Below are 25,885 nucleotides of genomic sequence, written 5' to 3' on the forward strand. Positions count from 1 at the left end.
GAAAAGTTACACCCTCTAACTATGGTGACACAAGGCCTAACTAGGCGCTGCTCAGTCCAGCGTCGCCCGGCCTGCCTCCAGCCGGGCGACCGGCAGCCGGAAGGGCGAGCAGGACACGTAGTCCAGACCGACCTCGTCGAAGAAGTGGATGCTGTCGGGGTCGCCGCCGTGTTCGCCGCAGATGCCGAGCTTGAGGTCGGGCTTGGCGGCCCGGCCCTTCTCGACGCCGGTCCGGACCAAGGCGCCGACGCCGTCGCGGTCGATCGACTCGAACGGGGAGACCGCGAAGATGCCCTTCTCCAGGTAGCGGGAGAAGAACGAGCCCTCCACGTCGTCCCGGCTGAAGCCCCAGGTGGTCTGGGTCAGGTCGTTGGTGCCGAAGGAGAAGAAGTCCGCCGCCTCGGCGATCTGGTCCGCGATCACCGCGGCCCGCGGCAACTCGATCATCGTCCCGATCGGGGTGTTCCACTCGACGCCCTCGGTCTCGGTGACCTCCCGCAGGACCCCTTCGACCTCGTCACGGGCGAGCTGCAACTCCTGGATCGCGCCGACCAGCGGGATCATGATCTCCGGGCGCGGGTCCTTGCCCTGACCGCGGAGCTCGGCCGCGGCCGACGCGATCGCCCGGACCTGCATGGCGAACAACCCCGGCACGACGAGGCCGAGCCGCACACCGCGAAGCCCGAGCATCGGGTTCTGCTCGTGCAGCCGCTCGACCGCGGCCAGCAGCACCTTGTCGCGGCCCGCGTCCTCGCCGCGCTCCTCGGCCAGCGCGACCTTGACGGCCAGCTCCTCCATCGACGGCAGGAACTCGTGCAGCGGCGGGTCGATCAGCCGGATCGTCACCGGCAGGCCGTCCATCGCGGCCAGCAGTTCGAGGAAGTCCCCACGCTGCAACGGCTCCAGCTCGGCCAGGGCGGCCTCGCGTTCGGCGTCGTCGTCGGCCAGGATCAGCCGCTCGACCGCCTCGCGCCGCTCCCCCAGGAACATGTGCTCGGTCCGGCACAGCCCGATGCCCTCGGCACCGAACCGCCGGGCTCGATCCGCATCCTCGGCCGTGTCCGCGTTCGTCCGTACGCCGAGCCGGCGGATCTCGTCGGCGTGGGTGATCAGCCGGTGCACGGCCGCGACCAGTTCGTCACCGGCGTCGGGCGCGAGCGAGCCCTCGAAGTACTGCACGACCGGGGAGGGCACGACCGGCACCTCGCCGAGGAACACCTCGCCGGTGGTCCCGTCGATCGAGATCACGTCACCGGCGGAGATGGTCGTGCCGTGGACCTTGATCCGGCCGGCGGCGACCTCGACGTCGAGCTCCTCCGCGCCGCAGACGCAGGTCTTTCCCATGCCTCGGGCAACTACTGCCGCATGCGAGGTCTTGCCGCCGCGGCTGGTCAGGATGCCCTGGGCGGCGATCATGCCGTGCAGGTCGTCGGGGTTCGTCTCGCGGCGGACCAGGATCACCTTCTCGCCCTTGCCGGCGGCCTCGACCGCCGCGGCGGAGGTGAAGACGACCTTGCCGGAGGCGGCACCGGGCGAGGCGCCGATCCCCTTCGTCACCAGGTCCCGGTCGGCGTCGGTGTCGAACCGCGGGAACATCAACTGGGCGAGCTGGGCGCCCTTGACCCGCTTCAGCGCCTCGTCGATGTCGATCATGCCCTCGTCGATCAGGCTGGTCGCGATCCGGAAGGCGGCGCCCGCGGTGCGCTTGCCGACTCGGGTCTGCAGCATCCAGAGCTTGCCGCGCTCGACGGTGAACTCGATGTCGCACAGATCGCGGTAGTGGCCTTCCAGCGTGGCCATGATCTCCATCAGGTTGTCGTACGACAACCTGTCGATCTGCTCCAGGTCGGCCAGCGGCACGGTGTTGCGGATGCCCGCGACGACATCCTCGCCCTGGGCGTTCTGCAGGTAGTCGCCGTAGACGCCGGGCTGGCCACTCGACGGGTCGCGGGTGAAGGCGACGCCGGTGCCGGAGTCCATCCCGAGGTTGCCGAACACCATCGAGCAGATGTTCACCGCCGTGCCGAGGTCGGTGGCGATCCGCTCCTGGCGGCGGTAGAGGATGGCGCGCTCGGCGTTCCAGGACCCGAAGACCGCCTCGATCGCGAGGTCCATCTGCTCGCGCGGGTCCTGCGGGAAGTCCCGGCCGGTGTGCTGCTTGACGGCGGCCTTGAAGTTCTTGACCAGGGCCTGCAGGTCGTCGGCGTCCAGGTCGAGGTCGTTCTTGGTGCCCTTGGCCTTTTTGGCCGCCTCGATCGCGTCCTCGAAGACGTCGCCCTCCATCCCGAGCACGGTCTTGCCGAACATCTGGATCAGCCGGCGGTAGGCGTCCCAGGCGAACCGCGGGTTGCCGGACTGGTGTGCGAGGCCGTTCACGGAGTCGTCGTTCAGGCCGACGTTCAGGACCGTCTCCATCATCCCGGGCATCGACACGGCGGCACCGGAGCGGACCGAGACCAGCAGCGGGTCGTCGGCCTGGCCGAGCTTCTTGCCCATCTTCTGCTCGAGCGCGGACACGTGGTGGTCGATCTCGTCGGCGAGCTCGGGCGGCACCGAACCGGTCGCCAGGAAGACCTTGCACGCCTCGGCGGAGATGGTGAAGCCGGGCGGCACGGGCAGTCCGAGGTTGGTCATCTCGGCGAGGTTGGCTCCCTTGCCACCGAGGAGCTCCTTCATGTCCTTGTTGCCTTCGGTGAAGTCGTAGACGAGTTTCGGCACGGTGACTCCCTGAGATGTGGGCGGCGAGTGGTCGCTCAGTCCGGTCGCGGCGTGGTGACCGCTGGCCCGACGACTCCGGTGGCGTGGACGTCTTTTCAGGGTAAGCCAGAAAAACAGTCCAGTTGAACACTGGTCTCACGATGAGTTCGTGATGCTGCCCACATGTCGTCGGGCGGAAAACCTTTGCCTCGTTGACAACGCAGGACAATCCGGGGTTTCACCGAGGAAACGTGAAAGCAGGCGCATACCCACCTTCGAGATGGGTATGCGCCTGCTGGTTCAGTGCTTGATCAGAGCCTGCGACGGGTCCTCAAGTAGTCGCCGACCACCGCGGCGCCGAGGCCGTCGGCGTCCGGGGCCAGGACCCGGCCGCCGCTGCGGCGGGCCAGGAGGTCGACGAAGGCGTTGAGTCGCGGGTCGTCGCCCAGGCGGAAGACCGTGAGCGACGCGCCCAGCTTGGCGAGCCGGTCGACCTCGGCGACCGTCTTGCGGAGAGTCGCGGGCCGAGGTGGGTAGTCGAACTCTGCGGTGCCGTCCGGTTCGAGGTGGGCCGTCGGCTCCCCGTCGGTCACCATCAGGACCACCGGCTGGGCGTCCGGATGACGTCGCAGGTGCCGGCCGGCGAGCAGCAGGGCATGGTGCGCGTTGGTGCCCTGCTCCCAGGTGCCTTCCAGTCCGATGAGCTGCGGCAGCTCGACCACTCCGGCGTAGCGGCCGAAGGTGATCAGCTGGAGGGCGTCGTTGCGATAGCGGGTCGAGATCAGCTGGTGCAGGGCGAGCGCGGTCCGCTTCATCGGGAGCCACCGCCCCTCCTGGACCATCGACCACGACGTGTCCACGAGCAACGCGACCGCCGCTCGCGCCCGGTGCTCGGTCTCGGCGATCTCCACGTCGGACACGTCGAGCTTCACCGAACCACCCCGCCCGGCACCCGCAGTACGCAGTACTGCGTTGCGCACCGTGCGCGGCACGTCCCACGGCTGGGTGTCGCCGAACTGCCAGGCCCGGGTGGACCCGCTCAGCTCGCCGGCGGCTCCGGCCGAGGCCGCGTCACGTTCGCCGGACTGGCCGCGGGCTGTCCTGAGCACATCGGCGAGCGCTGTCTGACCGAGTTGCCGCAACGCCTTCGGTGACAGCTGCAACGTGCCGTCGGGGGCTCGCTCCAGCAGGCCTTGGTCGCGCAGCTGCCGCTCGAGTTCCGACAGGCGCTTCGCGTCCACCGTCGCCTCGTCGCCGAGTTGACGGGTCAGGGCATCGAGATCGATGTCCTCCAAGCGCGCTCCCGGATACGACTGGGACAGCTGCTCGGCCAGGGCGTCCAGCTCGGCCAGATCGGACATCGCCCGGGCGCCTTCGGCCAGACCGAGCGGGTCGTCACCACTCATCCGCTCGGAGCCCGACCAGTCCTCCCCCGGCCTGAGCGCCTGCAGTTGGGCGTCGAGGTTCGCCAGCTGCTGGGACAGCTGAGGATTGCCGAACGCCTGCTGCGAGAGCTCGGCCAACTCGGCCCGCTGCTCCGGCGTCATCGAGTTGAGCATCCGCTGTGCGGCCGCCGCGCGGGCAGCCAGTACGTCGATCAGCTCGTCGACGGTGCGCGGGTTCTCCGGAAAGAACTCGCCGTGCTTGGCCATGAACTCGCTGAACAGCTCGTCCGTGTCGCGGCCCTGCGCATGAGCGGCCAGCAGCGCATTGAGATCGGACAGCATCTCGTTGATCCGCTCGATGTCTTCCGGCGTCGTGTTCTGCAGGGCCTCCTTCATGCCCTCGAACCGCGACCCGAGCAGCTCGCGGCCGAGCGTCTCCTTGATCTGCTCGTACTTCTCCCGAGCCTCCGACGACTGCCAGTCGTAGTTGGCCAGCTCCCGTACCGCGGCCGCCGTACCGGCGGGGAGCGCGTCCAGTTGCGCCTCGCGGAAGCGGGCGTCGTCGGACGGGTCCGGGAACAACTCCCGCCGCTCGGCGTCGAGCGCTTCGTTCAGCAGCCGCTGGACGTCGCGCAGGGTGCCGTCGAGGTTGTGCCGCCGCTGGATCTCACGGCGCCGCTCCCACAGCCGGCGGGTCAGGTCGTCGAGCCCCTGGGTGTTGCGGGTCCCGCGCCGGAGCAACTCCTCCAGCGCGGACCTCGGCGACGAACCGGCCATCACGTCCCGGCCGAGCTCGTCCAGCGCGTCGCGCAGATCCACCGGCGCGGCGAGCGGGTCCGGCCCTTCGTGCCAGGGCCCGTAGGACCAGCCTTCGGGTATCGCCGCGGTCATCGTCAGGCTCCGTAGACCGTGGTGTCGTCGTCGGCGTCCTTCGCGAGCCGTTTGGACAGGTAGAGCGCCTCCAGGGCGAGCTCGACCGCGGCGGCGATCCGGCCGGGTGAGTCGTCCGGCTCGACCCCGGCCCGGGCGGCCACGTCGTGGAGCACGGGCAGCTCGGGGAGCGCCGCGAGTACGTCGCGTCCGGGAATCCGCTCGCCCGTGCTCACCAGGTGGCCCTGGGCAACGGCATCCGCGAGCGGGGTGAGGTCGAGCCCGGCGAACCGCTCGCGGGCGGTGTCCGCCACCGAGCGACGCAGCAGGTATTCGAGCAGCTCGGTCTCGCGTCCTTCCTCACCCGGCTCGAACTCGAGCTTGCCCCGCAGTACGGCCGGGACGGCTTCAAGGTCGACCGGACGGGCGACAGCCGGCTCCTCACCGGTGATCGCGCTGCGGCGCAGAGCGGCGGCGGCAACGGTCTCTGCCGCGGCGACCGCGAACCGGGCCGAGACGCCCGACCGCTGGTCGATCGCGTTCGACTCGCGCAGGTGCCGTACGAACCGCGCGAGCACCTCCAGCAGCGGCTCGCCGACCTCGGCGGTGAGGTGGCTCTCCTGCCGGACGACGTCCACCTCGGCGTCGATGTCCAGCGGGTAGTGGGTCCGCACCTCGGCGCCGAACCGGTCCTTCAGCGGCGTGATGATCCGGCCGCGGTTGGTGTAGTCCTCCGGGTTGGCCGTTGCCACCAGCAACACGTCCAGCGGCAGCCGGAGCGCGTAGCCGCGGACCTGGATGTCGCGCTCCTCCATCACGTTGAGCAGCGCGACCTGGATCCGCTCGGCCAGGTCCGGCAGCTCGTTGATGGCGACGATGCCGCGGTGCGCCCGCGGTACCAGCCCGAAGTGGATCGTCTCCGGGTCGCCCAGGCTGCGGCCCTCGGCCACCTTCACCGGGTCGACGTCGCCGATCAGGTCACCGACGGAGGTGTCGGGCGTCGCGAGCTTCTCGGCGTACCGGAGGCTGCGGTGCAGCCAGGCGACCGGCAGGTCGTCACCGAGTTCGGCGGCGCGGCGCTTCGACGCCGGGGTGATCGGGTCCAACGGGTGCTCGGGCAGTTCGGCGCCCTCGATCACCGGGGTCCACTCGTCGAGCAGACCCATCAGGGTGCGCAGGAGGCGGGTCTTGCCCTGCCCCCGCTCACCGAGCAGTACTACGTCGTGCCCGGCGAGCAGGGCACGCTCCAACTGGGGAATCACGGTGCGGGAGAACCCGACGATGCCGGGCCAGGGGTCACGACCGGCGCGCAACTCCGTCAGCAGGTTGTCGCGGATCTCGGCCTTGATGGTGCGGGGAACGTATCCGGCGGCGCGAAGCTCACCGGCCTTACGAGGAAGATCGACAGGTGCACTGGTCACTCTGCCGACGTTAGCTCGCCCACCCCAAACACAACACGCGATATCTCGTACTACGGCCGCACGCGCGGAGTGACTCGGCCGGAGGTGAACAAGTAGCTGGGGAAGAAGGTGATGGGGGTCCACGGTTGGTCGGGGGCCGAGCGGGTGACGTAGTGGTTGCCGTCGGCGGGCGTGGTGGGGTGGAGTTCGTACTCGTGGGTGGGCTCCTCGGCGAAGGCGAGGCGGTCGCCGGTGGCTTGATAGAGCATCAGGAGGCGGTCGTCGCGGCGGAGCACTTCCAGGCGGACGCCTGCGCGTTCGTAGACGCCGAGGTGTTCCTCGCCGGCCGCCTCGTCACCGGGAGTAAGGTCCTTGACCGGCTCGGGCGGGAGTGGGGCAGCGGCGCCTACGTGGTGGGTGAAGACCTCCGAGACGAGCGCGTCGAAGAGCGCCTGGGCGTTCGCGGAGTTGGTGAGCAGGCAGACGGCCAGGCGAGCCTCCGGATCGACGCGGAGGAAGGCGAGTTGCGAGATGGTCGTGCCGTCGTGGCCGAAGAGCTTCCGGCCGGACCAGTCGTACAGGCGCCACGCCAGGCCGATGGCTTCTACTCCGTTCGCGCCACCGGGGAAGGACACCTGCGGCGCACGCATCTCGGAGTACGAATCGAGGTGCAGGCTTGCGAAGCGGAGGAGGTCGGAAGCGCTTGCGGTGATCAGTCCCGCTGGGCCGAGGCTTCGGGGCAGGTTCCAGGTGGTGACCGGTGAGCCGTCGGCGATGTGGCCGAGCGCCGCGCGGTGCAGGATCGCCTCTTCCGGCAGGGTCATGGTCGACCGCAGCTCGAGGGGCTCGATCAGGCGTGCCCTGAGGGACTCGTCCCAGGTGCGCCCGTCGAGCACCTCGATGATGCGGCCCAGTACGACGAAGCCGGCGTTGCAGTAGGAGTACGCCGTACCGGGGGTGAACAACTGGTCGGCCTCTCCCAGCAGGGCGACGTACCGGGCGAGGCAGTCGTCGCCGCGGCCGGTGTCGGTGAAGAGGTCGCCATCGATGCCGCTTTGGTGAGTGAGCAGGTGGCGCACTGTGACCGAGGCATCGATCGGTGCCTCGGGCAACAACTTGAGCACCGGGTCGTCGAGGTCCAGGCGGCCCTCGGCGGCGAGTTGGACGACCATCGTGGCCGTCCAGGGCTTGCTGACCGACCCGATCTGGAACACCGAGTCGGCCGTCGTCTCCACGCCGGTCCCGCGATTCAGCACGCCGTACGGCGTGACGGTCTGCTCGCCGTCGGCCCAGATCCCCAGCACAGCGCCCGGTACGTCGAACTCGGCGGCGAGGGCTTCCAGGCGAGAGTTCCAGTCAGGCATGAGCCTAAAGTTACTGGGCCTTCTCCAGGTTCTCGAGGACGGCCCGGATCGCGGCCCAGGCGGTCGATTCGTCCAGGCCGAGCCCGGTCAGGACGGTGGTCGCGACCCCGGCCGAGTCGCGGTAGAACGCCAGCAGGAGGTGCTCGGTGCCGACGTAGTTGTGCCCGAGCGCCAGCGCCTCGCCGGCCGCGCCTTGCAGCACGTGCGACGCGCGGCGGGTGAAGCCCAGTTCGTCACCCGAGCCGGTGCCGGCCGGAACCGCCGCGGTCACCGCCGCGGACACCGCCTGCTCGGTGATGCCGTGGGCAACGAGCACCTTCGTGCCGATACTGGCCGGCTGGGTGAAGAAGGCGAGCAGCAGGTGCTCGGTTCCGACGTACGAGTGGTTGAGTCCGCGGGCCACGTCGGACGCCGCGTCGACGACGGCCTTCGTCCGTGGCGTGTAGTACTCGATGGCTGGGCGGCTCGTCCAGGATTCGGCGAACCGTTTGTGCGCGGCTTGCTTGCTGACGCCGAGCACGGTGCTGATCTCGACCCAGGACCGGCCGGCGCCGCGGGCGCGGTCGACGAAGTACCCGAGGGCGGCGTCGCCGGTGCTGGTCAGGTCGCTGATCGTGCTCGCTGCCGTGCCGAGTTGGTCGAGGACGTCGTCGGTGCCGGCGTCCTGGCGGATCGTGTCGATGAGTTGCTGGAGGTCGGGAGCTGGGGTCATGTCGTCAACCCTAGGTTGACGACTTGATCGCGTCAACCCTGGGTTGACGATTGTTCGCGGGCTAGGGTTCTGGGGTGCAAGGGATAGCGGATGTCATCGCGCCTGGGCTGCGAGTGTTGTTCTGTGGGATCAATCCGGGGCTGGTGTCGGCTGCGACCGGGCAACACTTCGCTCGGCCGGGCAACCGGTTCTGGCCGGCGTTGCACCAGGCCGGCTTCACGCCGCGGCAGTTCCGGCCGGACGAGCAGAAGGAACTGCTCGAGCTCGGGTTGGGGATCACGAACGTCGTGGATCGGCCGTCCGCTCGCGCCGACGAGCTGAGCAAGGCCGAGTTCCTGGCCGGTGGCGAGAGTCTGGTGCGGAAGGTGCTCGCCTATGAGCCGCAGTGGCTCGCGGTCGTCGGCGTCACGGCGTACCGGGACGCATTCGGGAACAAGAAGGCGGCGATGGGGCGTCAGGACCGGCTGATCGGCAACACCAAGGTCTGGATCCTGCCGAACCCGAGCGGCCTGAACGCCCACTACACCCTCCCCAAGCTCGCCACCGCCTACGCCGAACTCCACCAAGCCAGCACCACCACCTGACGCCACCACATTGCGTGCGTCGCTGCCCGACTGACACCCGCAGTCGGCAGGATGTGGGGATGCAAGCGACCGATCTGCTGAGCGCTCTCGATCGACTCCCGTACGGCGAACGCGTCCGGCTGATCGCGCAGGAGGCGAGGCGGCTGCGAGGAACACCCGAGCTGGCGGAACTGGTCGCCGAGCTCGATCGCGGCGACACCTACGAACGACTCCTCGGCCTTCAACTCGCCCAGTTCGCGGAGGCCGTCGAGCACATCACCAACCTCCTCGCCGACCCGGATCCCGTCGTCCAGTGGCGCGCTCTGACCGCAGCCGGCCGAGGTGTCCCCGTCCCCGACGTCGCACTGGCCACCCTGTACTCCGACGCGCCTGCCGCCTTGCGCACCCGTCTCCTGAGCGTCATCCGGCGCACCGGGCGACAGGACCTGGCCGCTCGGCTGATCGACGAGCAGCGGGAACGCTGGGGCGACCGCGCCGCCGCGGGGATGCTCAGCAGCGCCGACGCGGCCACGGTCGAGCGTCTCCTTCCAGAGCTGGCCTATTCCCTCACCAGCGGCGAGTGGACACGCCTGGCGGGCCGCCATCCCGAAACCGTCCTCGACTTCGCCTCCCGGACGTTGCCGATGGGCGTCGACCGGAGCGAGTGGTGGCAGGGCGTCGGCTACGGGGTGATCGAGGTGCTCGATCGTTTCCCCGACCGGGTGCTGGAGTTGATCCGGGCGGCGCTCCCCCAGCATGAGCTTCCTTGGGCAGTGGTCGCGGTGGCCGGGCGGCTCGCGGACCTGGATCCACGTGGTCTGTTGACGATCCTGCTGGCACCGGATCGAGCCTCGACCATCCACCGCGCCCTCACCCCTGCGCTGCGGCGCCGCCTGTACCGGTTCGCGGACGAGGATCTGGTCGCGCTGGGCCACGCGCTCTGGCCCAACATCGAGGGACTGCTGTCCGACCTCCCGCCCTCGCGACGGGCCACCGTCTTCGAGGCGGTCACCGCCACCGTCGACTTGAGCCAGGCGATCCTCTCCGATCGCCTGCTGGAGGTCCTTCCCCGGGCTGTGCGGCACGAGCAGGCGCGGCGAATGCTCACGCTCCCGAACGTCAGCGAGAACGTCCACCGATGGTGGCAGATCACCGCCTACCTGCCCTATGACGAAGCCTTCTCGCTACTCGAACCAGAGATCGGCCGCTCGGAGGCCGGGGACCGTGCGGCGGTCTATCGAGCAGTCGTCACGGCCGCCGGTCACGCCCGGCGGCCGGCTTCGATCGAGCAGGCCCTCACCTGGGCGACGCGGGTCCGCAACGACCAGGATCCCGTTCGCCAAGCAGTGCTGGGCGCGGTCGCCGGCCTGCCACCGTCGCTGCTGACCGACCAGCACGTCGGCGCTCTGCAGATCCTGCTGACCGACGCGCTCGAGGCCCGGGACGCTTCCTGGGGTTCCCGCTCGGCCTTGAACCAGCTCGCCGAGACCGCCGTCCGGCAAGGTGCCCTAGGCAACCACTCCGCGTTGCTCGAGTGGGGTCTGCGGGCGCACGCGCGGCTGACCGAGAACCGTGGCACCGTCGGCCTGTACGGGCTCGTCGACGGTCTGCCGCGCGGCCGCGAGACCGGCGTCTACGAGGCGCTGCGCGCGTACGTCGAGAGCGCGGCGAAGCGGCGGGAGTTCGACCTCGCCTTCGCGATCGCGCACGCCTTCGGCCGCCGCGGCTGGACCAACGAGCACCTGCACGGCGTGCTCGAGAAAGCTGTCTGGTCGAACCAGGAGTACACGGTCGACCAGGCAGCCCGTCTCTGGCTCGCACCACCCGCCACCCGCGCGGAACGAACCGGCCGGATCATCGACCGCGAGGTCGGCATGGCCCGCTGGGACTCGGTCTGGCAGGCCGTCACCGAGGTCCGCACCGATCTGCTCGATCGCGTCCTCGCCAAACCGGACCGCATCCACCGCTTCAACCGCAACCACCCCGCCTGGCAAGTCTCCAGCGTCGCTCTCCGCCGCTGGCTCCCGCGCCAGCACACCCGGTACGCCGTACTGGTGGCTGCCGCGGCCCACGACGACCGCATGCCCGAGTGGGCCCGCTCGACGGCCGTCTCGACCCTGGGCCGAATCCCCGGCATCGGGCGAGCAGCGGTGGAGCCGTTCCTGACCAGCAGCCAGGTGCTTCTGCAGGAAGCTGCTCTGGGCGCTCTGGCCTGGACCGACCAGCCGGAACTGGTCCTGCCCGTTCTGCTGAGCCACGGAGGTGATGACCGCGCGCGGGTCGCCCTCTACGCAGCCACGCGAGCTGCGCGCTTCGCCAGGCCCAGCGTGCTCGCCGAGACCTTCCGGGCGGTGCTGGTGGGTGAGGGGATGAAGGTGACGTCGCGCAAGGAGGCGGCGCGGATCCTGGGCGAGCTACGTGCGCCGGGGGCGAGCGAAGTACTGGCTGAGGCTTGGGGCGGCGCGCATCGGGATGTGCGGGCAGCGATCACCAGTGCGGCCTCGCAGCACCTGCTGCACGAGCCTGCCAGCTGGGCCCTGCTGCAGGAGGCGGTGCATGACTCGGCTGCTACTGCGACGGTGTTGGTGCAGCGCTCGCCGTACGGGATGGCTTCGCAGTACAGGTCGCGCTATGCCGACCTGCTGATCGCTATTACGAATAGAGCTGAGCCGGAGGTGGTGCGGATCGCGCTGCTCTCGATGTCGAGGTGGGCGCGCTACAACCCGGCCGCTACTCCGGTCTGCGCGGCCTTCATCACCGACCTGTCCGTGCGGAACCAGAGTTGGAGCGATGCGACGACCGCGCTGGTCGCCATCACGGCGACGGATCCGGCGGCCGGGATGGATGAGTTGGTGGCGGTCGTGCGGCTGCTGGTTCGCCTGGAGAGCAACCCGAACGTGCCGAACGCGACGGCTGACCGCGACCACCCGGCCCGCCAGCGTCTTACCGCGGTGGTGACCCGGTTGTGCGCGGCCTTCAGCGGCAAGGGCAGCGAGGCGCGCCTGTCCCTGCGGCCGGTGGCGGACGAGCTGAGCGCACCGGAGTTCCTCCTGCTGCGCTTGCGGTTGCTGACCTACGCGCTGCAGTGGAGGCAACCGCTCGAAGAGCTGACTGCGCTGGCAGACCTGCTCGACAACCGTCCGCTCGCCGTGTCTTTCGCGGTCGAACAACTCAGCACCCGCCTCAGCGCATCCGAAGCCCACTGGTCCCCCGAGAACCTGCTCGGCCCCGCGACCCAGTTGGCCTCCAGCGGGCGCCCGGCCGACGCTCTTATCGCGCTGTCCCTCACCGAAGCCGCGAGCAGGCGCGCCAACTGGTCCTCCGACTGGCGAACTCTCCTGGCGACCGTGCGCACCCATCCAGACGCCGACGTACGTCAAGCGGCACTGGATGTGGTGACTGCCTCGGAGGGCTAGCCCTTCTCTTCGGCTTGGCGGCGGGCTCGGGCGCGGCGTTTGCCTTCGTGCATGGCTTGGACGCGGGCGATCGGGATGGTGTGGCCTTCCTCGATCAGCTCGGCCGGCAACGTCTGGGGAGCGGGTAGTTGGTCCGCCCAGGGGTCGCCGTCTGCCAGCAGCCCCGGCGCGGTGTGCAGGGTGAAGTCGCGCGGTGAAACCTGGGCGAGGTTGTCCCAGCCGACCGGGAAGGAGACTGTCGCGCCGGGCCGGATGCGCGGGCTGTACGCCGCGACGACGGTGGCTCCGCCCGCACGGGTCGAGTCGACGAACACCTTGCCGTGCCGGTCCTCCTTCACGAAGGCGGTGGTGGCGAGTGCGGGGTCGATCCGCTCGGCTCTCGCCGCGATCGCCCGGGTCGCGGCGGCCGCTTCCTCGATGGAGGTGGTGTCGTCGATCGGCACGAAGACGTGCACGCCCTTGGCGCCACTGGTCTTGACCGCCCCGGCGAGTCCGCAGTCGGTCAGCGCCTGCCGCACCAGGAGGGCGCCCTTCACCGCCAGGTCGAAGGTCTCCTCCCCCTCCGGCGGATCGAGGTCGAGCACCAACTGGGTCACCCGATCGGGTCGATCGAGCCGGAACAAGGTCGGGTGATACTCCACCGCCCGCTGATTCCCGAACCAGAGCAACGTCTTCCGGTCGTCGCAGACGGCGTACGAGACCTCGCGCTTGGAGGCCTCCGCCCACACCGTCTCCGTCCGCACCCACTCCGGCGTGTACTTCGGAACGTTCTTCTGCATGAACGGATCCTGCCCCGGCCGCACCCGAATCACCGACAACGGCCGCTCTCGCAACTCGGGCAGCATCCGCTCGTGCACGGCGTCGAGGTAGTCGACCAAGTCCCGCTTGGTCGCCCCCGCCCCGTCGAACAACGGCTGATCGAGATTGGTCAGCGGAACCCCATCACGCGTCTCATCCGGCTTACTCGCCATGACAGGACTCTAAGGGCTCAAAGAGCTAACCGCCTGTGGATGACTTGCCGCTCGTCCGTAGCTGCGCTTGTAGACTTGAAGCGGAAGGACAGTAGGCGAGTCAGAGCACTTACTCAGCCGCCGGAGACTCCGATTTCGGCGGCGGCCATGTCCTCGGTGAGGCCGTCGGTGTCGTCCAGCCAGCCGTGTGGAAGGACGACGTGGTCGCGGGGGCTGCCCTGGCGGCCTCGGGGGGAACCCAGTTCGTGGATCGGGAACGGGGCGGACGGGTCGAGTTGGGCCAGGAGTTCGTCCAGCTGGGCCAGGGAGTCGACCATGCCGAGGGCGGCGCGGAGTTCGCCGCCGGCAGGGAAGCCCTTCAGGTACCACGGGACGTGTTTGCGGAAGTCGCGCAGGCCGCGCTGCTCGCCCATCAGGTCCGCCAGGAGCTCGCCGTGGCGGCGCATCACCGTGGCGACCTCGCCGAGGGTCGGCAGGTTCAGAGCCTCGCCGCCGGCGAACGCCACCGCCAGGTCGCGGAACAACCAGGGCCGGCCCAGGCAGCCTCGGCCGACGATGACGCCGGCGCACCCGGTCTCGGAGACCATCCGGAGCGCGTCGGACGCCTCCCAGATGTCGCCGTTGCCGAGCACCGGGATGCTGACGTGCTCGACCAGTTCGGCGATCTTGGTCCAGTCGGCCTGGCCGGAGTACGCCTGGGCCGCGGTCCGGCCGTGCAGGCCGATCGCGGCCGCGCCGGACTCCTCGGCGATCTTCCCGGCATCGAGGTAGGTCTGGTGCGCGCTGTCGATCCCGATCCGGGTCTTCATCGTCACCGGAATCCCGTACGGCGTCGCCGCCTTGACCGCGGAGTGCAGGATCGCGCCGAGCAGATTCCGCTTCCACGGAAGGGCGGCGCCACCGCCCTTGCGTGTCACCTTCGGCACCGGGCAGCCGAAGTTCAGGTCAACGTGCGCCACGCCGTACTCCGCGCAGAGCAACTCGACCGCGCGCCCGACGTACACCGGGTCGACGCCGTACAGCTGGACCGAGCGGACCGTCTCCCGCTCGTCGAAGGTGAGCATGTCCAGACTCTTCTGGTCACCCTCGACGATGCCGCGCGAGGTGATCATCTCGCACACGTACAGCCCGGCGCCCTGCTCGGCACACAGCCGCCGGTACGCCGCGTTGGTGATCCCCGCCATCGGCGCGAGCACCACCGGCGTATCGATCGTCAGATTGCCGAGCTTCAGCATCGGCGACCGGGGTGATGGGGTGGGAGGAAGCATCCTAACTAGCTTTCGTCACCAGGATCTGGCCGTTGCCGGAGATCTGGGCCTTGTACGGCTGTACTGCGTTCTCGGTGGTCGTCGCGTCGCAGGCGATCCCCTCCGAGGTGTGCTTGACCACGGCCACGTTGTCCATCGTGCACGTCACCTTGGCCGCGCCGGGCACGGTCCGCAGGACCGCGTCGATGACCTTCGGCTTCACGATCGCGACCGAGTCGGAGGTGAACTTGTACGACGCCGAGTACTGCTTCGCCTCGACCGTCAGCTTGCCCGGGTAGGACTTGCCGGCATAGGTGACCGTGCAGGTCAGGTTGTGCGTGCCGGGCTTCTCGGCGTCCTCGATGCCGGGGCAGCTCACCTTCGTGGTGGCGGCCTTGCCGGCGGCGATCTGCGCCTGCTTGGCGATCGCGAACCGGATCCGCTGGGCCAGCGGCGCGTCCGAGGCCGGCTCGCCCTTGACCGACGGCGTCGGCCACGGCTTCGAGGGCGTCGGCAGCGGTGTCAGCGTCGGCGTCGAGGCGGTCGGGATCGGCGCCGGGGTGCTGGGCGCCGTCGCCGAGGTGGACGGTGCGGGCGTGCCGGACTGGGCGTCCGGCTCGCTGTCAGAGCAGCCGGCCAGCAGGAACACCGCCAGCGCCGACAGCACGAAGACGGTCAGACCGAACCTGGTGTGGCCGGGCGTCAGGAGACCACGCAACATCCGAGTGCTCATCGTCAGCAACCCACCAGACGCTGTGCCAGGTACCCGGTGACTTCAGTGAGAGCGACCCGCTCCTGCTTCATCGAGTCGCGCTCCCGGATCGTCACGGCCTGGTCGTCGAGGGTGTCGAAGTCGACGGTGATGCAGTACGGCGTACCGATCTCGTCCTGGCGGCGGTAGCGTCGGCCGATCGCGCCGGCGTCGTCGAAGTCGACGTTCCAGTTCTTCCGCAGCTCGCCGGCCAGGTCCTTGGCCTTCGGGGACAGGTCGGCGTTGCGGGACAGCGGCAGCACGGCCGCCTTGACCGGGGCCAGCCGCGGGTCGAAGCGCAGTACGGTCCGCTTGTCCACGCCGCCCTTGGCGTTCGGCGCCTCGTCCTCGGTGTAGGCGTCGAGCAGGAACGCGAGCACGTTGCGGGTCAGGCCGGCGGCCGGCTCGATCACGTACGGCGTCCAGCGCTCGCCCTTCTCCTGGTCGAAGTAGGACAGGTCGACACCCGCGTGCTTGGAGTGGGTGGACAGGTCGAAGTCGGTCCGGTTCGCGATGCCCTCGAGCTCGTCGAACTCCTTGCCGCCGAAGTGGAACTTGTACTCGATGTCGACGGTGCGCTTCGAGTAGTGGCTCAGCTTCTCCTTCGGGTGCTCGTACAGCCGCATGTTGTCCGGGTTCAGGCCGAGCCCGGTGTACCAGTCCCAGCGCGCCTTCAGCCAATACTCGTGCCACTCCTCGTCCGACCCCGGCGCGACGAAGAACTCCATCTCCATCTGCTCGAACTCGCGGGTCCGGAAGATGAAGTTGCCCGGGGTGATCTCGTTGCGGAAGCTCTTGCCGACCTGGGCGATGCCGAACGGCGGCTTCTTCCGGGCGGTGCCCATCACGTTCGCGAAGTTGATGAAGATGCCCTGCGCGGTCTCCGGGCGCAGGTAGTGCAGGCCCTCTTCGGACTCCACCGGGCCGAGATAGGTCTTCAGCAGGCCGTTGAACATCCGCGGCTCGGTGAAGGTGCCCTTGTTGCCGCAGTTCGGGCAGGCGATCTCGGCCAGCTTGACGTCGTCGGCGTCCTTGTTCTTGCGCCGGGCGAAGTCCTCGCGCAGGTGGTCGTCGCGGTACCGCTTGTGGCAGGACTGGCACTCGGTCAGCGGGTCGACGAACTCCTGCAGGTGGCCCGAGGCCTCCCACACCTTGGTCGGCAGGATGACGGAGGAGTCCAGCCCGACGATGTCGTCACGGCTGGTCACCATCGAGCGCCACCACTGGGTCCGGACGTTGTTCTTCAGCTCGACGCCGAGCGGTCCGTAGTCCCAGGCCGACTTGGTACCGCCGTAGATCTCGCCGCACGGGTAGACGAAGCCCCTCCGCTTGCTGAGGCTGACGACGGCATCGACGGTATCCACGGGCACTTTTCGACTCCAGTTTGGTGGTACGGGAAGGGTCCAGGCTATCGGGCCGGAGTGGCCCTCGTCGCATCCGTGCTGAGGACGGCCCCGCGACGGTCGATCCCCCGGTCAGCGCAGGGGGGAGAACTCGCTCAGATCGTCGTAGGCGGTCGGCTCGTCGATCGCCTGGGACAGCAGCGGCACGGCGGCCAGCTTCACCTCGTACGGCGACAGCGCGCGGCGGTAGCTGCCGATGTTCTCCCACTCCATGCTCAGCGCGAGCAGTTCGGGGTCGTCGGCGTTCCGCCCGGTCCGGGCCGCGACGAATCCCTTCTGCCGCGACAACACCTCGACAGCGGTCTCCAGCCGGGGCAGGAACTCCGGCTGGGCGGCCTCTTCGACCTGGAACCTGATCACCACGAACACGCGCGACAGCGTACGGCGTCACCGTCTGCTACCCACACCTGGCACCCACCTGACCCGGGGCCTGGAACAATGGGGAGATGAGCAGCGCATCGCCGAGTCAGCCGACCAGTCCGTTCCGGGCCCGGATCACCAAGCTCAGCTACCCGGCCGTGGCGAAGCTGCACACGATGCCGAAGCTGACGTTGCCGGGCCTCACCCTGGTGCTGGCACTGGTCGGAGTGTTCGCTCCGCTCGCGGTCGGCATCCCCGCGCTGCTCCTGCTCGCGTTGCTGCTCGCCTGGCTCGGCTTCCTGTCCTGGCCCGTCGTGAGCACCGGTCAGCGCGCCATCCGCGTCTTCACCGTGCTGGTCCTGGTGCTCTTCGCGGTCTCCCGCATCGCCGGGCGCTAGTGTCCTGAGTCGGGGCGCTAGAGCGCCGCGAGCTGTTTGAGTTGGGCCGCGCGGCTCGTCATGATCGACGCGGCCAGCTGCTTCGTCTCGGCGTCCTTGCCGTCGGTGGTGATGCTGCGGGCCAGCACGATCGACTGATCCAGGTGCTCCTTGAGGTTCTTCTCGAAGAGCGGGTCGAAGGCCTGTTCCGTTGATTTGCCTAAGGCAACGATTTCGGGCTCGGTCATCATGCCGGGCATGTCATGACCTTCATGCGGATTCCGGACCGGCAGTCCGGAGCGGGTGCGCAGGGCGACGAATCGGGCATGCTCGGCCCTGTGACCAGCGGCCACCTGCGTCGCGAACGCCCGTACCGCGGGGTCGGCCGCCTGCTGCTCGGCCATCCCCAGCACGCGCAGGAGTTGGTCGTCCATCGGGATCATCAACTCGATCCAGGCCAGGTCGGTGGCGTTGAACGCCGGGTCGATCTTCCACTCGGTCGCAGTCGCGGTCGCGGTCGGAGTCGCCGGCGTACTGGCTGGTGATGGCGATGCGGCGATCGAGGAACCGCAACCGGTCAGAGCGATCAGCAGAGCAGCAGAGGCAAGAGCTTTCATGGGGTGAACTCCTCGAAAGCAAAGGAGGGGGCGGTGGTGGCGAGCGTACAGAGAGTGTTACCACGAGTACAGAGGGTGTCGGAAAGCCGACAGCGGCCGGGCGGGTCCTGGGACGGGGGACCCGCCCGGCGGTCAGTGGCCTGGAAATGACACCTACGGATGGCCGTCGGCCCCGCACTTGATGATCGGGCGGATGCAGTCGTTGACGCGGCGCTCCATCTCGGCCACCGGCCAGGCGTTGAAGAAGTCACCGTGCATGGTGAAGCCACCCCCAGAGGCCAACCGGAACCCGGCCGTCGGGCCGTTCACCGGATACCGCAGTACCTGGCGCAGTTTCGGCACCGGCACCGGGTGGGTGGACGGGCAGTCTCCGTTGACCGGATACGCCATGTGGCTCTTGTGGTCCGGCGAGTCCAGGTCGCGCCCGTTCCAGCACTGCGGGAAGTCCAGGTAGGACTCGAGCATGGTGCCGGCCGGACAGGTGATGAAGTCGTGCCCGGAGCCGGCGTCACCGGCGTGCAGGCAGGACCAGCGGGAGATGGTGTTGTCGCCCGGGCCGGTCGCCTTCGCGTTGCCGGCCACGATCCGCAGCCCGAACGGCAGCGGCTGGGTCCGTGCGATGACGTCGTCGCGGACTCCCTCACCCAGGTAGTAGAAGGTCGTCCCGGTCGGCTCGACCGGCTGGTTGTTCACGTACAGCGTGGGCACCCAGTACGACGACTTGTCGGTCGCCGGGTTGCACGACGTCGGCGAGTTCACCAGGTCCTCGACGGTGGTGTTCGCGTTCGTCACGGTCGCACCGAAGAAGCTGTGCATGTGCGAGGCGCCCGGCAGGTTCGGGAACACGATCGGGCGTCGGGCAGCCGGTGCGTGTACGGGCAGTCCGCGAGGAACTCGGCCACCCGGACGATCGGGCCGCCACCCGGCGTACCGCCGTACACCTGGAACTCGAACAGCGAGGCACCCCACTGGGTGGCGCGCTGGGTGATCAGGATCCGCACGTACCGGCCGTTGCCGGTGACGACGAGACTCTGGTCGCCGCCGGCGCCGTTCGTGGTGGTCTGGATCGTGGTCCAGGCGTTGCCGTCGGGTGAGGTCTGGATCTGGAAGCCACGCGCGTACGCCGCCTCCCAGCGCAACTGGACCCGATTGATCGCCTGGGCGGATCCCAGGTCGACCCGCAGCCACTGGTTGTCGGTGAAGTTGCTGGCCCAGCGGGTGCCGTTGTCGCCGTCGACCGCGGCAGCGGCCGGGAACGCGCCACTCTCCACCGACGACGCGAGTGCTGGTTTGCCCTGGGACAGCAGGGTTTCGGCTGCCTGCGCGGGGCTGCCGGTGCCGACCAGGTACGCGCCGAGGAGGGCGATCAGGGCAACAGCCAGGGTGCTGACCCTGAACTGCCTGCGCGAGATCATCGGTACACCCGCACGTAGTCGACGAGCATCCGGGCCGGGAACGGCGTACTGGCGTCGGGCGGGCCCGGCCAGTCACCGCCGACCGCGAGGTTGAGGATGATGTAGAAGGGGTGGTCGAAGATCCACGGACCCCGGGTCGCCTCCACCTGCGCCTTGTCCAGGGTGAAGACCGTCCGGCCGTCGAGCGTGTAGACGATGCCCTTGCTGTCCCACGAGGCAGCCCAGGTGTGGAAGTCGTCGGAGAAGTCGGCGCTGTTCGGCAGCGTGTAGGAGCCGCCGATCCCGCCGCCGCCGTTGTAGGCCGGCGCGTGCACGGTCGAGTACGCCGTCTTCACGTCCTTGCCGAGCACCTCGAGGATGTCGATCTCGCCGTTGTACGGCCAGGGACGGCCGGTCAGGAAGTCGGCACCCATCATCCAGAAGGCCGGCCACAACCCGTTGCCCTTCGGAATCTTCACCCGGGCCTCGATCTTGCCGTAGGTGGTGGTGAACTTCCCGCCGGTGTTCATCCGGTGCGACGTGTACTGGCAGGTGCCGCTGCCGGTCAGCGGATCGATCGGGCAGGACGAACCCGGTGTGGCCTCCTTGCGGGCCTCCATCACCAGGTTGCCGTTGCCGTCCATCGAGGCGTTGTTGTTGTTCGTGTAGTACTCGAGTTCGTTGTTCGGTCCGGTGCCGGGATCAATCGTCCACTTGGCCGCGTCGGGCTTGCTGCCGGCCGTGCCGTTGAACTCGTCGGACCAGATCAGCTGCGGCGGGTTCGCCGGGTCGGCCGGCGGGGTCGGCGGCGTCTTCGGCGCACCACCGGTGCCGTAGACCTGGAACTCCCACAGCGAGTAGCCGTACGGCGTGTTGCGCTGCGTGCCGTACATCCGGACATAGCGGCCGGTACCGGAGACGGTCAGGGTCTCCTTGAAGCCCGGGCCACTCGTCGTCGTGTAGATCGGGGTCCAGTTGTTCGCGTCGTTGGAGACCTGGATCTGGTACGACCTCGCGGAGGCCGGATCCCACTGCAGGATCACCTTGTCGATCTGGGCGGTCGCGCCGAGGTCGACGTAGATCCAGCCCGGGTCGACCCAGCCGCTGTCGGTGGCGGTGGCCCAGCGGCTCGCCGGGTCGAGGTCGAACGCCCGGGCCGGCGTGCACTCCCAGCAGTTGCTGTCGTGCTGCTGCGTCGAGGCGAAGCCGGGCGCGTTGTAGGAGAGCAGCTTGCTGCCCGGGCCGGGGCCGGGGTCGCCGCCGGTGGTGCCGAAGACCTTGAACTCCCACAGCGAGTAGCCCCACTGGGTGGCGCGCTGGGTGCCGAGCACGCGGACGTAGCGGCCGGAGCCGGACACGGTCAGCGTCTGGTTGCCGCCGGTGCTCGTGGTCGTGGAGTAGACAGAGGTCCAGTCGGTGCCGTTGGCCGACACCTGGACCTGGAAGGCCTTGGCGTACGCCGCCTCCCAGCTGAGCGCGACCTGGTTGACGGTGGCGGTCTGACCGAGGTCGACCTGGATCCACTGCGGGTCGGTGAAGCCGCTGGACCAGCGGGTGCCGGGGTCGCCGTCGACCGCGGCGGTGGCCGGGAAGGCGACGTTCTCCGCGGACGAGGCGGTGGCGGGCTTGCCTTGCGAGAGGAGGGTGTCGGCGGCGCCGGCCGGCGGGCTGACGACCAGGGCGAGGATGAAGCTCATCGCGATGCCGATGAGGGTCGCGGCCTTGAGGCGCGCTGAGGGTCTGCGGGACGTGCTCCCCGGACCGGGGCGGTGGGGTGGGGACAGGGACGACATGGCAGCTCCAAGGGGGCGGACGTGAAGAGCGGGGGAACGTTCCCTAGGCCTGAGAGTTGCGTGCTCGGGGAACGGTGTCAAGACTTCGTAGTCATCTGGTGGCAACCTGTGCGCAACACCGCGGTCCGCCTTGACAAGGTTCCGGAACCGCCGGGATGCTCAGTGCTGGGGAACGCTCCCCTTTCCGATCCGCCGGCTGAGGGGGTACGCGTGCGACGACCGACGCTGCATGCCGTCGCGGCCCGGGCCGGGGTGTCCAAGTCGAGCGTGTCCCGGGTGATCAACGGCGAGCCGACGGTCGCGCCGGAGATCCGGCAGATCGTGATGGCGGCGGTGACCGAACTCGGCTACGTGCCGAACGGCGCCGCCCGCAACCTGGTCACCCAGAAGACGAACACGATCGCGATCATCGTCTCCGATCCCCCGGCCGGCCTGGTCTCCGACGACCCGATGTTCGCGATGGTGGTCCGCGCCGCCAGCCGGGAACTCGAGGCCGCGGGCAAGCAGGTCGCGTTGGTGCTCGCCGGGTCGGACGAGAGCCGCCGCCGCGTCGAGCAGTACCTCGCAGCGGGTCACGTCGATGGCGCCATGCTCGTGTCGATGGACGGGTCGGACCCGCTGCCCGCAGTACTGGCTCGGACGGGGTTGCCGGTGGTGTCGCACGGGCGGCTGGCGACGCCGGGCCTGATGCCGTACGTCGACAACGACAACCTCGGTGGTGCGACCAAGGCCGTGCAGCACCTGCTGGATCAGGGGCGTCAGCGGATCGCGACCATCTCGGGCCCGCTCGACATGCAGGCCGCGCAGGAGCGGCTGAACGCGTACCGGCAGGCGTTGAAGGACACCGGCCGCCGGTCGATCGTTGCCCTCGGCGACTTCACCCGGATCTCCGGCGCCGAGGCGATGCGCCAACTGCTCGACGACGATCCGCAACTGGACGCGGTGTTCGCCGCCAACGACCTGATGGCGATCGGTGCGCTCCGCACCCTGCGCGAGGCCGGCCGGCGGGTGCCCGAGGACGTCGCGGTGGTGGGCTTCGACGATATCGAGGCCGCGCTCTACACCGCGCCCCCGCTCACCACCGTCCGCAGCCCGATGGGCGAGCAGGCCGCCCGCACCGTCCGGCTCCTGCTCGAGCTCCTCGCCAACGGCAGCGCGGACTCCGTCATCCTCCCGACCGAGATCGTCATCCGCGAATCAGCTTGATCCGGCCTTCAGGATCAAGTCCCGTACTGCGGTCGCCGCGACCGCGCCCTCGGGCGTGAGCGTGGTGTCGGTGCTGAGCAAGACCGCGCCGTCCTCGGGTGAGGCCGGGAAGCGACCGTGCGAGCCGCGGACGACCGACGGATCGAGCGGGACGACCTGCATCGCATAGCGAAGGCCGACCTTCTTGCGGAGCAGGTACGACGCCGCGCGCGGCTTCACCCAACGATCGGCCGGGTCGAAGAACAGCTCGGCCGGGTCGTAGCCGGGCTTGCGGTGGATCTCCACTCCCCTGGCGAAGTCGGGCGCCCGCTCGTCGTCGAGCCAGTAGTAGTAGGTGAACCAGGAGTCCGCCTCGGCGACCGCGACCAGCTCGCCCGACCGCTCGTGGTCCAGTCCGTGCTCACGCTTGCCCTCGGCATCGAGCACTTCGGCGACACCGTCGAGGTTGGCGAGAAGCTTGCTGACGGCATCGACGTCCTGCGGCTCCTTCACGTAGACATGGGCCAGCTGGTGATCCGCGACCGCGAAGGCCCTGGAGCTCCAGGGATCCAGGTACTCCATCCCGTCCTGCGTGTAGACCTCCAGCAAACCCTCGCTCCGCAGCAGCCGATTGATGTCGACAGGTCTCGACACGTCCGTGATCCCGTACTCCGACAGCACGATCACCGTCGCTCCTGCGGCTTCGGCGTCATCAAGCAGCGGAGCCAGTACTGCGTCCAGCTCGATCGCCGCCCGGGTGGCCTCGACCGACGACGCGCCGTACCGCTGCAGGTCGTAGTCCAGGTGCGGGATGTACGTGAGCAACAGGTCCGGGTTGTCCTCGGCAAGGATCTGGCGCGACGCGGCAACGATCCACTTGCTCGACTTGATTCCGGCGGTGGGTCCCCAGTAGTGGAACAGCGGGAAGTCGCCGAGCTTGGACGTCAGGCGATCGTGCAGTTCGACGGGTCTGGTGTAGCAGTCCGGCGCCTTGCGTCCGTCGGCGTAGTAGATCGGCCTCGGGGTGACGAGCAGGTCGGTGTCGGCGCCCATCGCGTACCACCAGCACACGTTGGCGACCTTGTAGCCGGGGTCCTCGCGCCGGGCGACGTCCCAGACCTTGTCGCCCTGGACGAGCTGGTTGTGCTGACGCCAGAGGAAGACCTCGCCCAGGTCGCGGAAGTACCAGCCGTTGCCGACGACGCCGTGTTCGGACGGCAGCGTCCCGGTGAGGAAGGTGGCCTGCGCCGAGCACGTGACGGCCGGTAGCACGGTCTCCAGTTCTCGGCTGAGGGGTAGCTGCCTCAGCCGGGGCATCCGGCGCAGCAGCCGTGGGGTCAGTCCGACGACGTCGATCACGACGACCTGCTTGCTCATTTGATCTCCTCCAGGCCCAGGCCGACCAGGCGGCCGCGGAGCCACGCCAGCTCGCCCGCGATGCCTTCCGCCAGTTCCTGCTGGTTCTTGGGGGCGGATGGGAGCACGGACCAGGTGTAGGTCTCGGACTCCAGGTGGTGGGTCAGCGGATGGGCACCGCCGACCAGGTGCCGCAGGCTTTCGTCCAACACGTCCGTGGTGCTCGTGAGCGGTGGACGCGGCGCCGCGTGCACGGGGACGTGGAAGTGCACTCGCCACGACGCATGGCCGGACAGCTCGCCGACGAGGTCCAGATCGTCGACACCGGGACCGCCGTACTCGCGGGTCTGGTGCAGGAACTTCGGCTCGGCGAACTCGGCCAGCAACTCCCGCGCCGCCGGGTCGGACGGATCGGCGATCTGGAGAGCGGCCGAGACCTGGCTCTTGACGACCTCCACCCCTGCCCGCGCCAGTACTGCGAACGCGTCGACCGGCTGCTCGAACTGGACCGCGAGGTGACACGTGTCCAGGCACAACCCGATCAGCGACCGGCCGGAGTACGGGGTGAGCCAGTGGGCGGCTTGCGGGATCATCTCGAGGACGCAGCCGGGTTCCGGTTCGATCGCGACCCGGATCCGTCGGCCGGTGGTCGCCTCCACCTGCGCGAGGCGGTTCTCCAGCCGATTGAACGCGTCCCGGGCGGCTGCGTCGCGGGTGCGGCTCCACGGCACTCGCCAGGCCAGCGGCAGCGTCGAGATGGAACCGTACGACGCGTCGTCGGGCAGGAGGTCCGCCAGGACCTTGACCAGGTCGAGGGTGTAGTCCAGCCGCGCCGACTCGGTCCAGTCGGGCAGGTAGACCTTCTTGCCGACGACGCGATCGTGGAAGCCGGCGTACGGGAAACCGTTCAGGGTGACGACTTCCAGGTTGTTGCGGGCCAGGGCTTGTTTCAGGCGGTTGAGGGCGTCGGAAGAGTTGGCGAGGCGGTCTGCCAGGGTGTTCGCGAGCCAGAGGCCGACGCCGAGGACCGGCACGTCCAACTCCTTGCGGACCAGCGAGGAGCAGCCGTTGAGCTGGGCGATCACCCCGTCGAGATCCTCGGCGGGGTGGACGTTCGTGCAGTAGGCGAGGTGGACGATCGAGCCGTCCGGGTGCCGGAACCTCATTCCCGGGCACCTCGCAGGATCGAGTTGCCCGCGAACGTCTCGTCCCGCTCGCCGTCCGAGAGGTCGAGGCGGCCCGACTGGCCGTAGAAGGCGACCGGGTTGCGCCAGAGAACCTGGTCGACGTCGTCCTCGGTGAAGCCGGCGGCGAGCATCGCCTGACCGGTCGCGTGCGTGCGCAGCGGGTCGGACTTGCCCCAGTCGGCAGCCGAGTTGACCAGGATCCGCTCGGTCCCGAACTCCTGCAGGATCACGACCATCCGGTCCGGGTCCATCTTGGTGTCGGGGTAGATGGAGAAGCCCATCCAGCAGCCCGAGTCGGCGACCTCCTTCACCGTCACCTCGTTCAGGTGATCGACGACGACGCGGCCCGGCTCCAGGCCCGACTCTCTGACGACATCGAGGGTGCGGGTGGTCCCGGCCGCCTTGTCGCGGTGCGGGGTGTGAACGAGAACTGGGAGCTCGAATCGCCTGGCCAGTTGGAGTTGCTCGGCGAAGACCTCGTCCTCCTCCGCGGTCATCGAGTCGTAACCGACCTCGCCGACCGCGACCACGCCGTCCTTGGCGAGATAGCGCGGCAGCACTCCGAGTACTTCGCGGCAGCGCGGGTCGTTCGCCTCCTTCGGGTTCAGGGCGATCGTGCAGTGATGCCTGATCCCGTACTGCGACGCGCGGAACGGCTCCCAGCCGATCAACGCGTCGAAGTAGTCCACGAACGAGCCGACGCTGGTCCGCGGTTGTCCCAGCCAGAACGCGGGCTCGACCAGGGCTTGTACTCCGTGCGCGGCCATCGCCGCGTAGTCGTCGGTGGTTCGCGATGTCATATGGATGTGTGGATCGAAGATGCGCATGTCAGACCCC

21 protein-coding genes are annotated in these 25,885 nt (G+C 69.0%); 4 read left to right on the top strand and 17 right to left on the bottom strand.

The annotated features are described in order from the left end of the window. Nucleotides 1-51: 51 nt before the first annotated feature. The 5 genes from ppdK to ABD255_RS29515 all read right to left on the bottom strand — a co-directional run bounded on the left by ppdK (nt 52) and on the right by ABD255_RS29515 (nt 8,428). On the bottom strand, nt 52-2,718 hold the full coding sequence (gene ppdK / locus ABD255_RS29495; RefSeq protein WP_344219727.1) for a pyruvate, phosphate dikinase: 2,667 nt from the start codon (nt 2,716-2,718) through the stop codon (nt 52-54). 290 nt (nt 2,719-3,008) lie between these two features. Further along, nucleotides 3,009-4,973, bottom strand: coding sequence for a vWA domain-containing protein (locus tag ABD255_RS29500; protein ID WP_344219729.1), 1,965 nt, complete (start codon nt 4,971-4,973; stop codon nt 3,009-3,011). A 2-nt stretch (nt 4,974-4,975) separates the two neighbouring features. Further along, nucleotides 4,976-6,373, bottom strand: a complete 1,398-nt coding sequence (locus tag ABD255_RS29505; RefSeq protein WP_344219731.1) for an ATP-binding protein — start codon at nt 6,371-6,373, stop codon at nt 4,976-4,978. 50 nt (nt 6,374-6,423) lie between these two features. Next, on the bottom strand, nt 6,424-7,716 hold the full coding sequence (locus ABD255_RS29510; protein WP_344219733.1) for a serine hydrolase domain-containing protein: 1,293 nt from the start codon (nt 7,714-7,716) through the stop codon (nt 6,424-6,426). Nucleotides 7,717-7,726: 10 nt separating this feature from the next. Further along, complete coding sequence (locus ABD255_RS29515) at nt 7,727-8,428, bottom strand: Clp protease N-terminal domain-containing protein (protein ID WP_344219735.1); 702 nt, start codon at nt 8,426-8,428, stop codon at nt 7,727-7,729. A gap of 74 nt (nt 8,429-8,502) precedes the next feature. On the opposite strand from ABD255_RS29515, the gene mug reads away from it, so the two are divergent. Together mug and ABD255_RS29525 are read left to right on the top strand one after the other, a co-directional pair. Then, on the top strand, nt 8,503-9,012 hold the full coding sequence (gene mug / locus ABD255_RS29520; protein WP_344219737.1) for a G/U mismatch-specific DNA glycosylase: 510 nt from the start codon (nt 8,503-8,505) through the stop codon (nt 9,010-9,012). A 59-nt stretch (nt 9,013-9,071) separates the two neighbouring features. Then, on the top strand, nt 9,072-12,407 hold the full coding sequence (locus ABD255_RS29525) for a hypothetical protein (RefSeq protein WP_344219739.1): 3,336 nt from the start codon (nt 9,072-9,074) through the stop codon (nt 12,405-12,407). Here ABD255_RS29525 and ligD read toward each other — a convergent pair. From ligD to ABD255_RS29550, 5 genes are all read right to left on the bottom strand, one after another. Next, on the bottom strand, nt 12,404-13,378 hold the full coding sequence (ligD, locus tag ABD255_RS29530; RefSeq protein ID WP_344219741.1) for a non-homologous end-joining DNA ligase: 975 nt from the start codon (nt 13,376-13,378) through the stop codon (nt 12,404-12,406). The genes ABD255_RS29525 and ligD overlap by 4 nt on opposite strands. A gap of 113 nt (nt 13,379-13,491) precedes the next feature. Beyond that, nucleotides 13,492-14,646, bottom strand: coding sequence for a tRNA dihydrouridine synthase DusB (dusB, locus tag ABD255_RS29535; RefSeq protein WP_344219743.1), 1,155 nt, complete (start codon nt 14,644-14,646; stop codon nt 13,492-13,494). A 1-nt stretch (nt 14,647) separates the two neighbouring features. Then, nucleotides 14,648-15,358 carry a hypothetical protein gene (locus ABD255_RS29540; RefSeq protein ID WP_344219745.1) on the bottom strand — a complete coding sequence of 237 codons (711 nt, stop codon included), beginning with the start codon at nt 15,356-15,358 and terminating at the stop codon, nt 14,648-14,650. A gap of 2 nt (nt 15,359-15,360) precedes the next feature. After that, nucleotides 15,361-16,746 carry a glycine--tRNA ligase gene (locus tag ABD255_RS29545; RefSeq protein WP_344219747.1) on the bottom strand — a complete coding sequence of 462 codons (1,386 nt, stop codon included), beginning with the start codon at nt 16,744-16,746 and terminating at the stop codon, nt 15,361-15,363. Between the two features lie 105 nt (nt 16,747-16,851). Next, a complete protein-coding gene (locus tag ABD255_RS29550; RefSeq protein ID WP_344219749.1) occupies nt 16,852-17,148 on the bottom strand; it encodes an antibiotic biosynthesis monooxygenase family protein in 297 nt (98 codons plus the stop codon). Nucleotides 17,149-17,225: 77 nt separating this feature from the next. Here ABD255_RS29550 and ABD255_RS29555 point away from each other — a divergent pair, with 77 nt between their 5' ends. After that, a complete protein-coding gene (locus tag ABD255_RS29555; protein ID WP_344219751.1) occupies nt 17,226-17,537 on the top strand; it encodes a DUF6703 family protein in 312 nt (103 codons plus the stop codon). Between the two features lie 17 nt (nt 17,538-17,554). Here ABD255_RS29555 and ABD255_RS29560 read toward each other — a convergent pair whose 3' ends face one another. The 4 genes from ABD255_RS29560 to ABD255_RS29575 form a co-directional block, all read right to left on the bottom strand. After that, nucleotides 17,555-18,133, bottom strand: a complete 579-nt coding sequence (locus tag ABD255_RS29560; protein ID WP_344219752.1) for a DUF305 domain-containing protein — start codon at nt 18,131-18,133, stop codon at nt 17,555-17,557. A gap of 153 nt (nt 18,134-18,286) precedes the next feature. Continuing rightward, nucleotides 18,287-18,925, bottom strand: coding sequence for a DUF1996 domain-containing protein (locus ABD255_RS29565; protein WP_344219754.1), 639 nt, complete (start codon nt 18,923-18,925; stop codon nt 18,287-18,289). Next, nucleotides 18,922-19,548 (bottom strand): discoidin domain-containing protein, encoded by a 627-nt coding sequence (locus tag ABD255_RS29570; protein WP_344219756.1) that lies wholly within the window; start codon nt 19,546-19,548, stop codon nt 18,922-18,924. Before ABD255_RS29570 ends, ABD255_RS29565 begins: the two co-directional genes overlap by 4 nt. Beyond that, nucleotides 19,545-21,320 (bottom strand): discoidin domain-containing protein, encoded by a 1,776-nt coding sequence (locus ABD255_RS29575; RefSeq protein ID WP_344219758.1) that lies wholly within the window; start codon nt 21,318-21,320, stop codon nt 19,545-19,547. Before ABD255_RS29575 ends, ABD255_RS29570 begins: the two co-directional genes overlap by 4 nt. Nucleotides 21,321-21,530: 210 nt before the next feature. Between ABD255_RS29575 and ABD255_RS29580 the strand changes: the two genes are divergently transcribed. After that, nucleotides 21,531-22,526 (top strand): LacI family DNA-binding transcriptional regulator, encoded by a 996-nt coding sequence (locus tag ABD255_RS29580; RefSeq protein WP_344219760.1) that lies wholly within the window; start codon nt 21,531-21,533, stop codon nt 22,524-22,526. Here ABD255_RS29580 and ABD255_RS29585 read toward each other — a convergent pair. The 3 genes from ABD255_RS29585 to ABD255_RS29595 are packed head-to-tail and all read right to left on the bottom strand — an operon-like array spanning nt 22,518 to nt 25,875. Continuing rightward, entirely contained in the window at nt 22,518-23,882 is a 1,365-nt protein-coding gene (locus ABD255_RS29585; RefSeq protein WP_344219762.1) for an alkaline phosphatase family protein, read from the bottom strand. The genes ABD255_RS29580 and ABD255_RS29585 overlap by 9 nt on opposite strands. Further along, on the bottom strand, nt 23,879-25,027 hold the full coding sequence (eboE, locus tag ABD255_RS29590; RefSeq protein WP_344219763.1) for a metabolite traffic protein EboE: 1,149 nt from the start codon (nt 25,025-25,027) through the stop codon (nt 23,879-23,881). Before eboE ends, ABD255_RS29585 begins: the two co-directional genes overlap by 4 nt. Further along, the gene (locus ABD255_RS29595; RefSeq protein ID WP_344219765.1) at nt 25,024-25,875 is read right to left on the bottom strand and encodes a TatD family hydrolase; all 852 of its coding nucleotides are present in this window, start codon (nt 25,873-25,875) and stop codon (nt 25,024-25,026) included. Before ABD255_RS29595 ends, eboE begins: the two co-directional genes overlap by 4 nt. Between the last annotated feature and the right edge of the window lie 10 nt (nt 25,876-25,885).

The sequence above is a fragment of the Kribbella sancticallisti genome, assembly GCF_039530625.1.
In the GTDB taxonomy this organism is placed as follows: Bacteria; Actinomycetota; Actinomycetes; order Propionibacteriales; family Kribbellaceae; genus Kribbella; species Kribbella sancticallisti.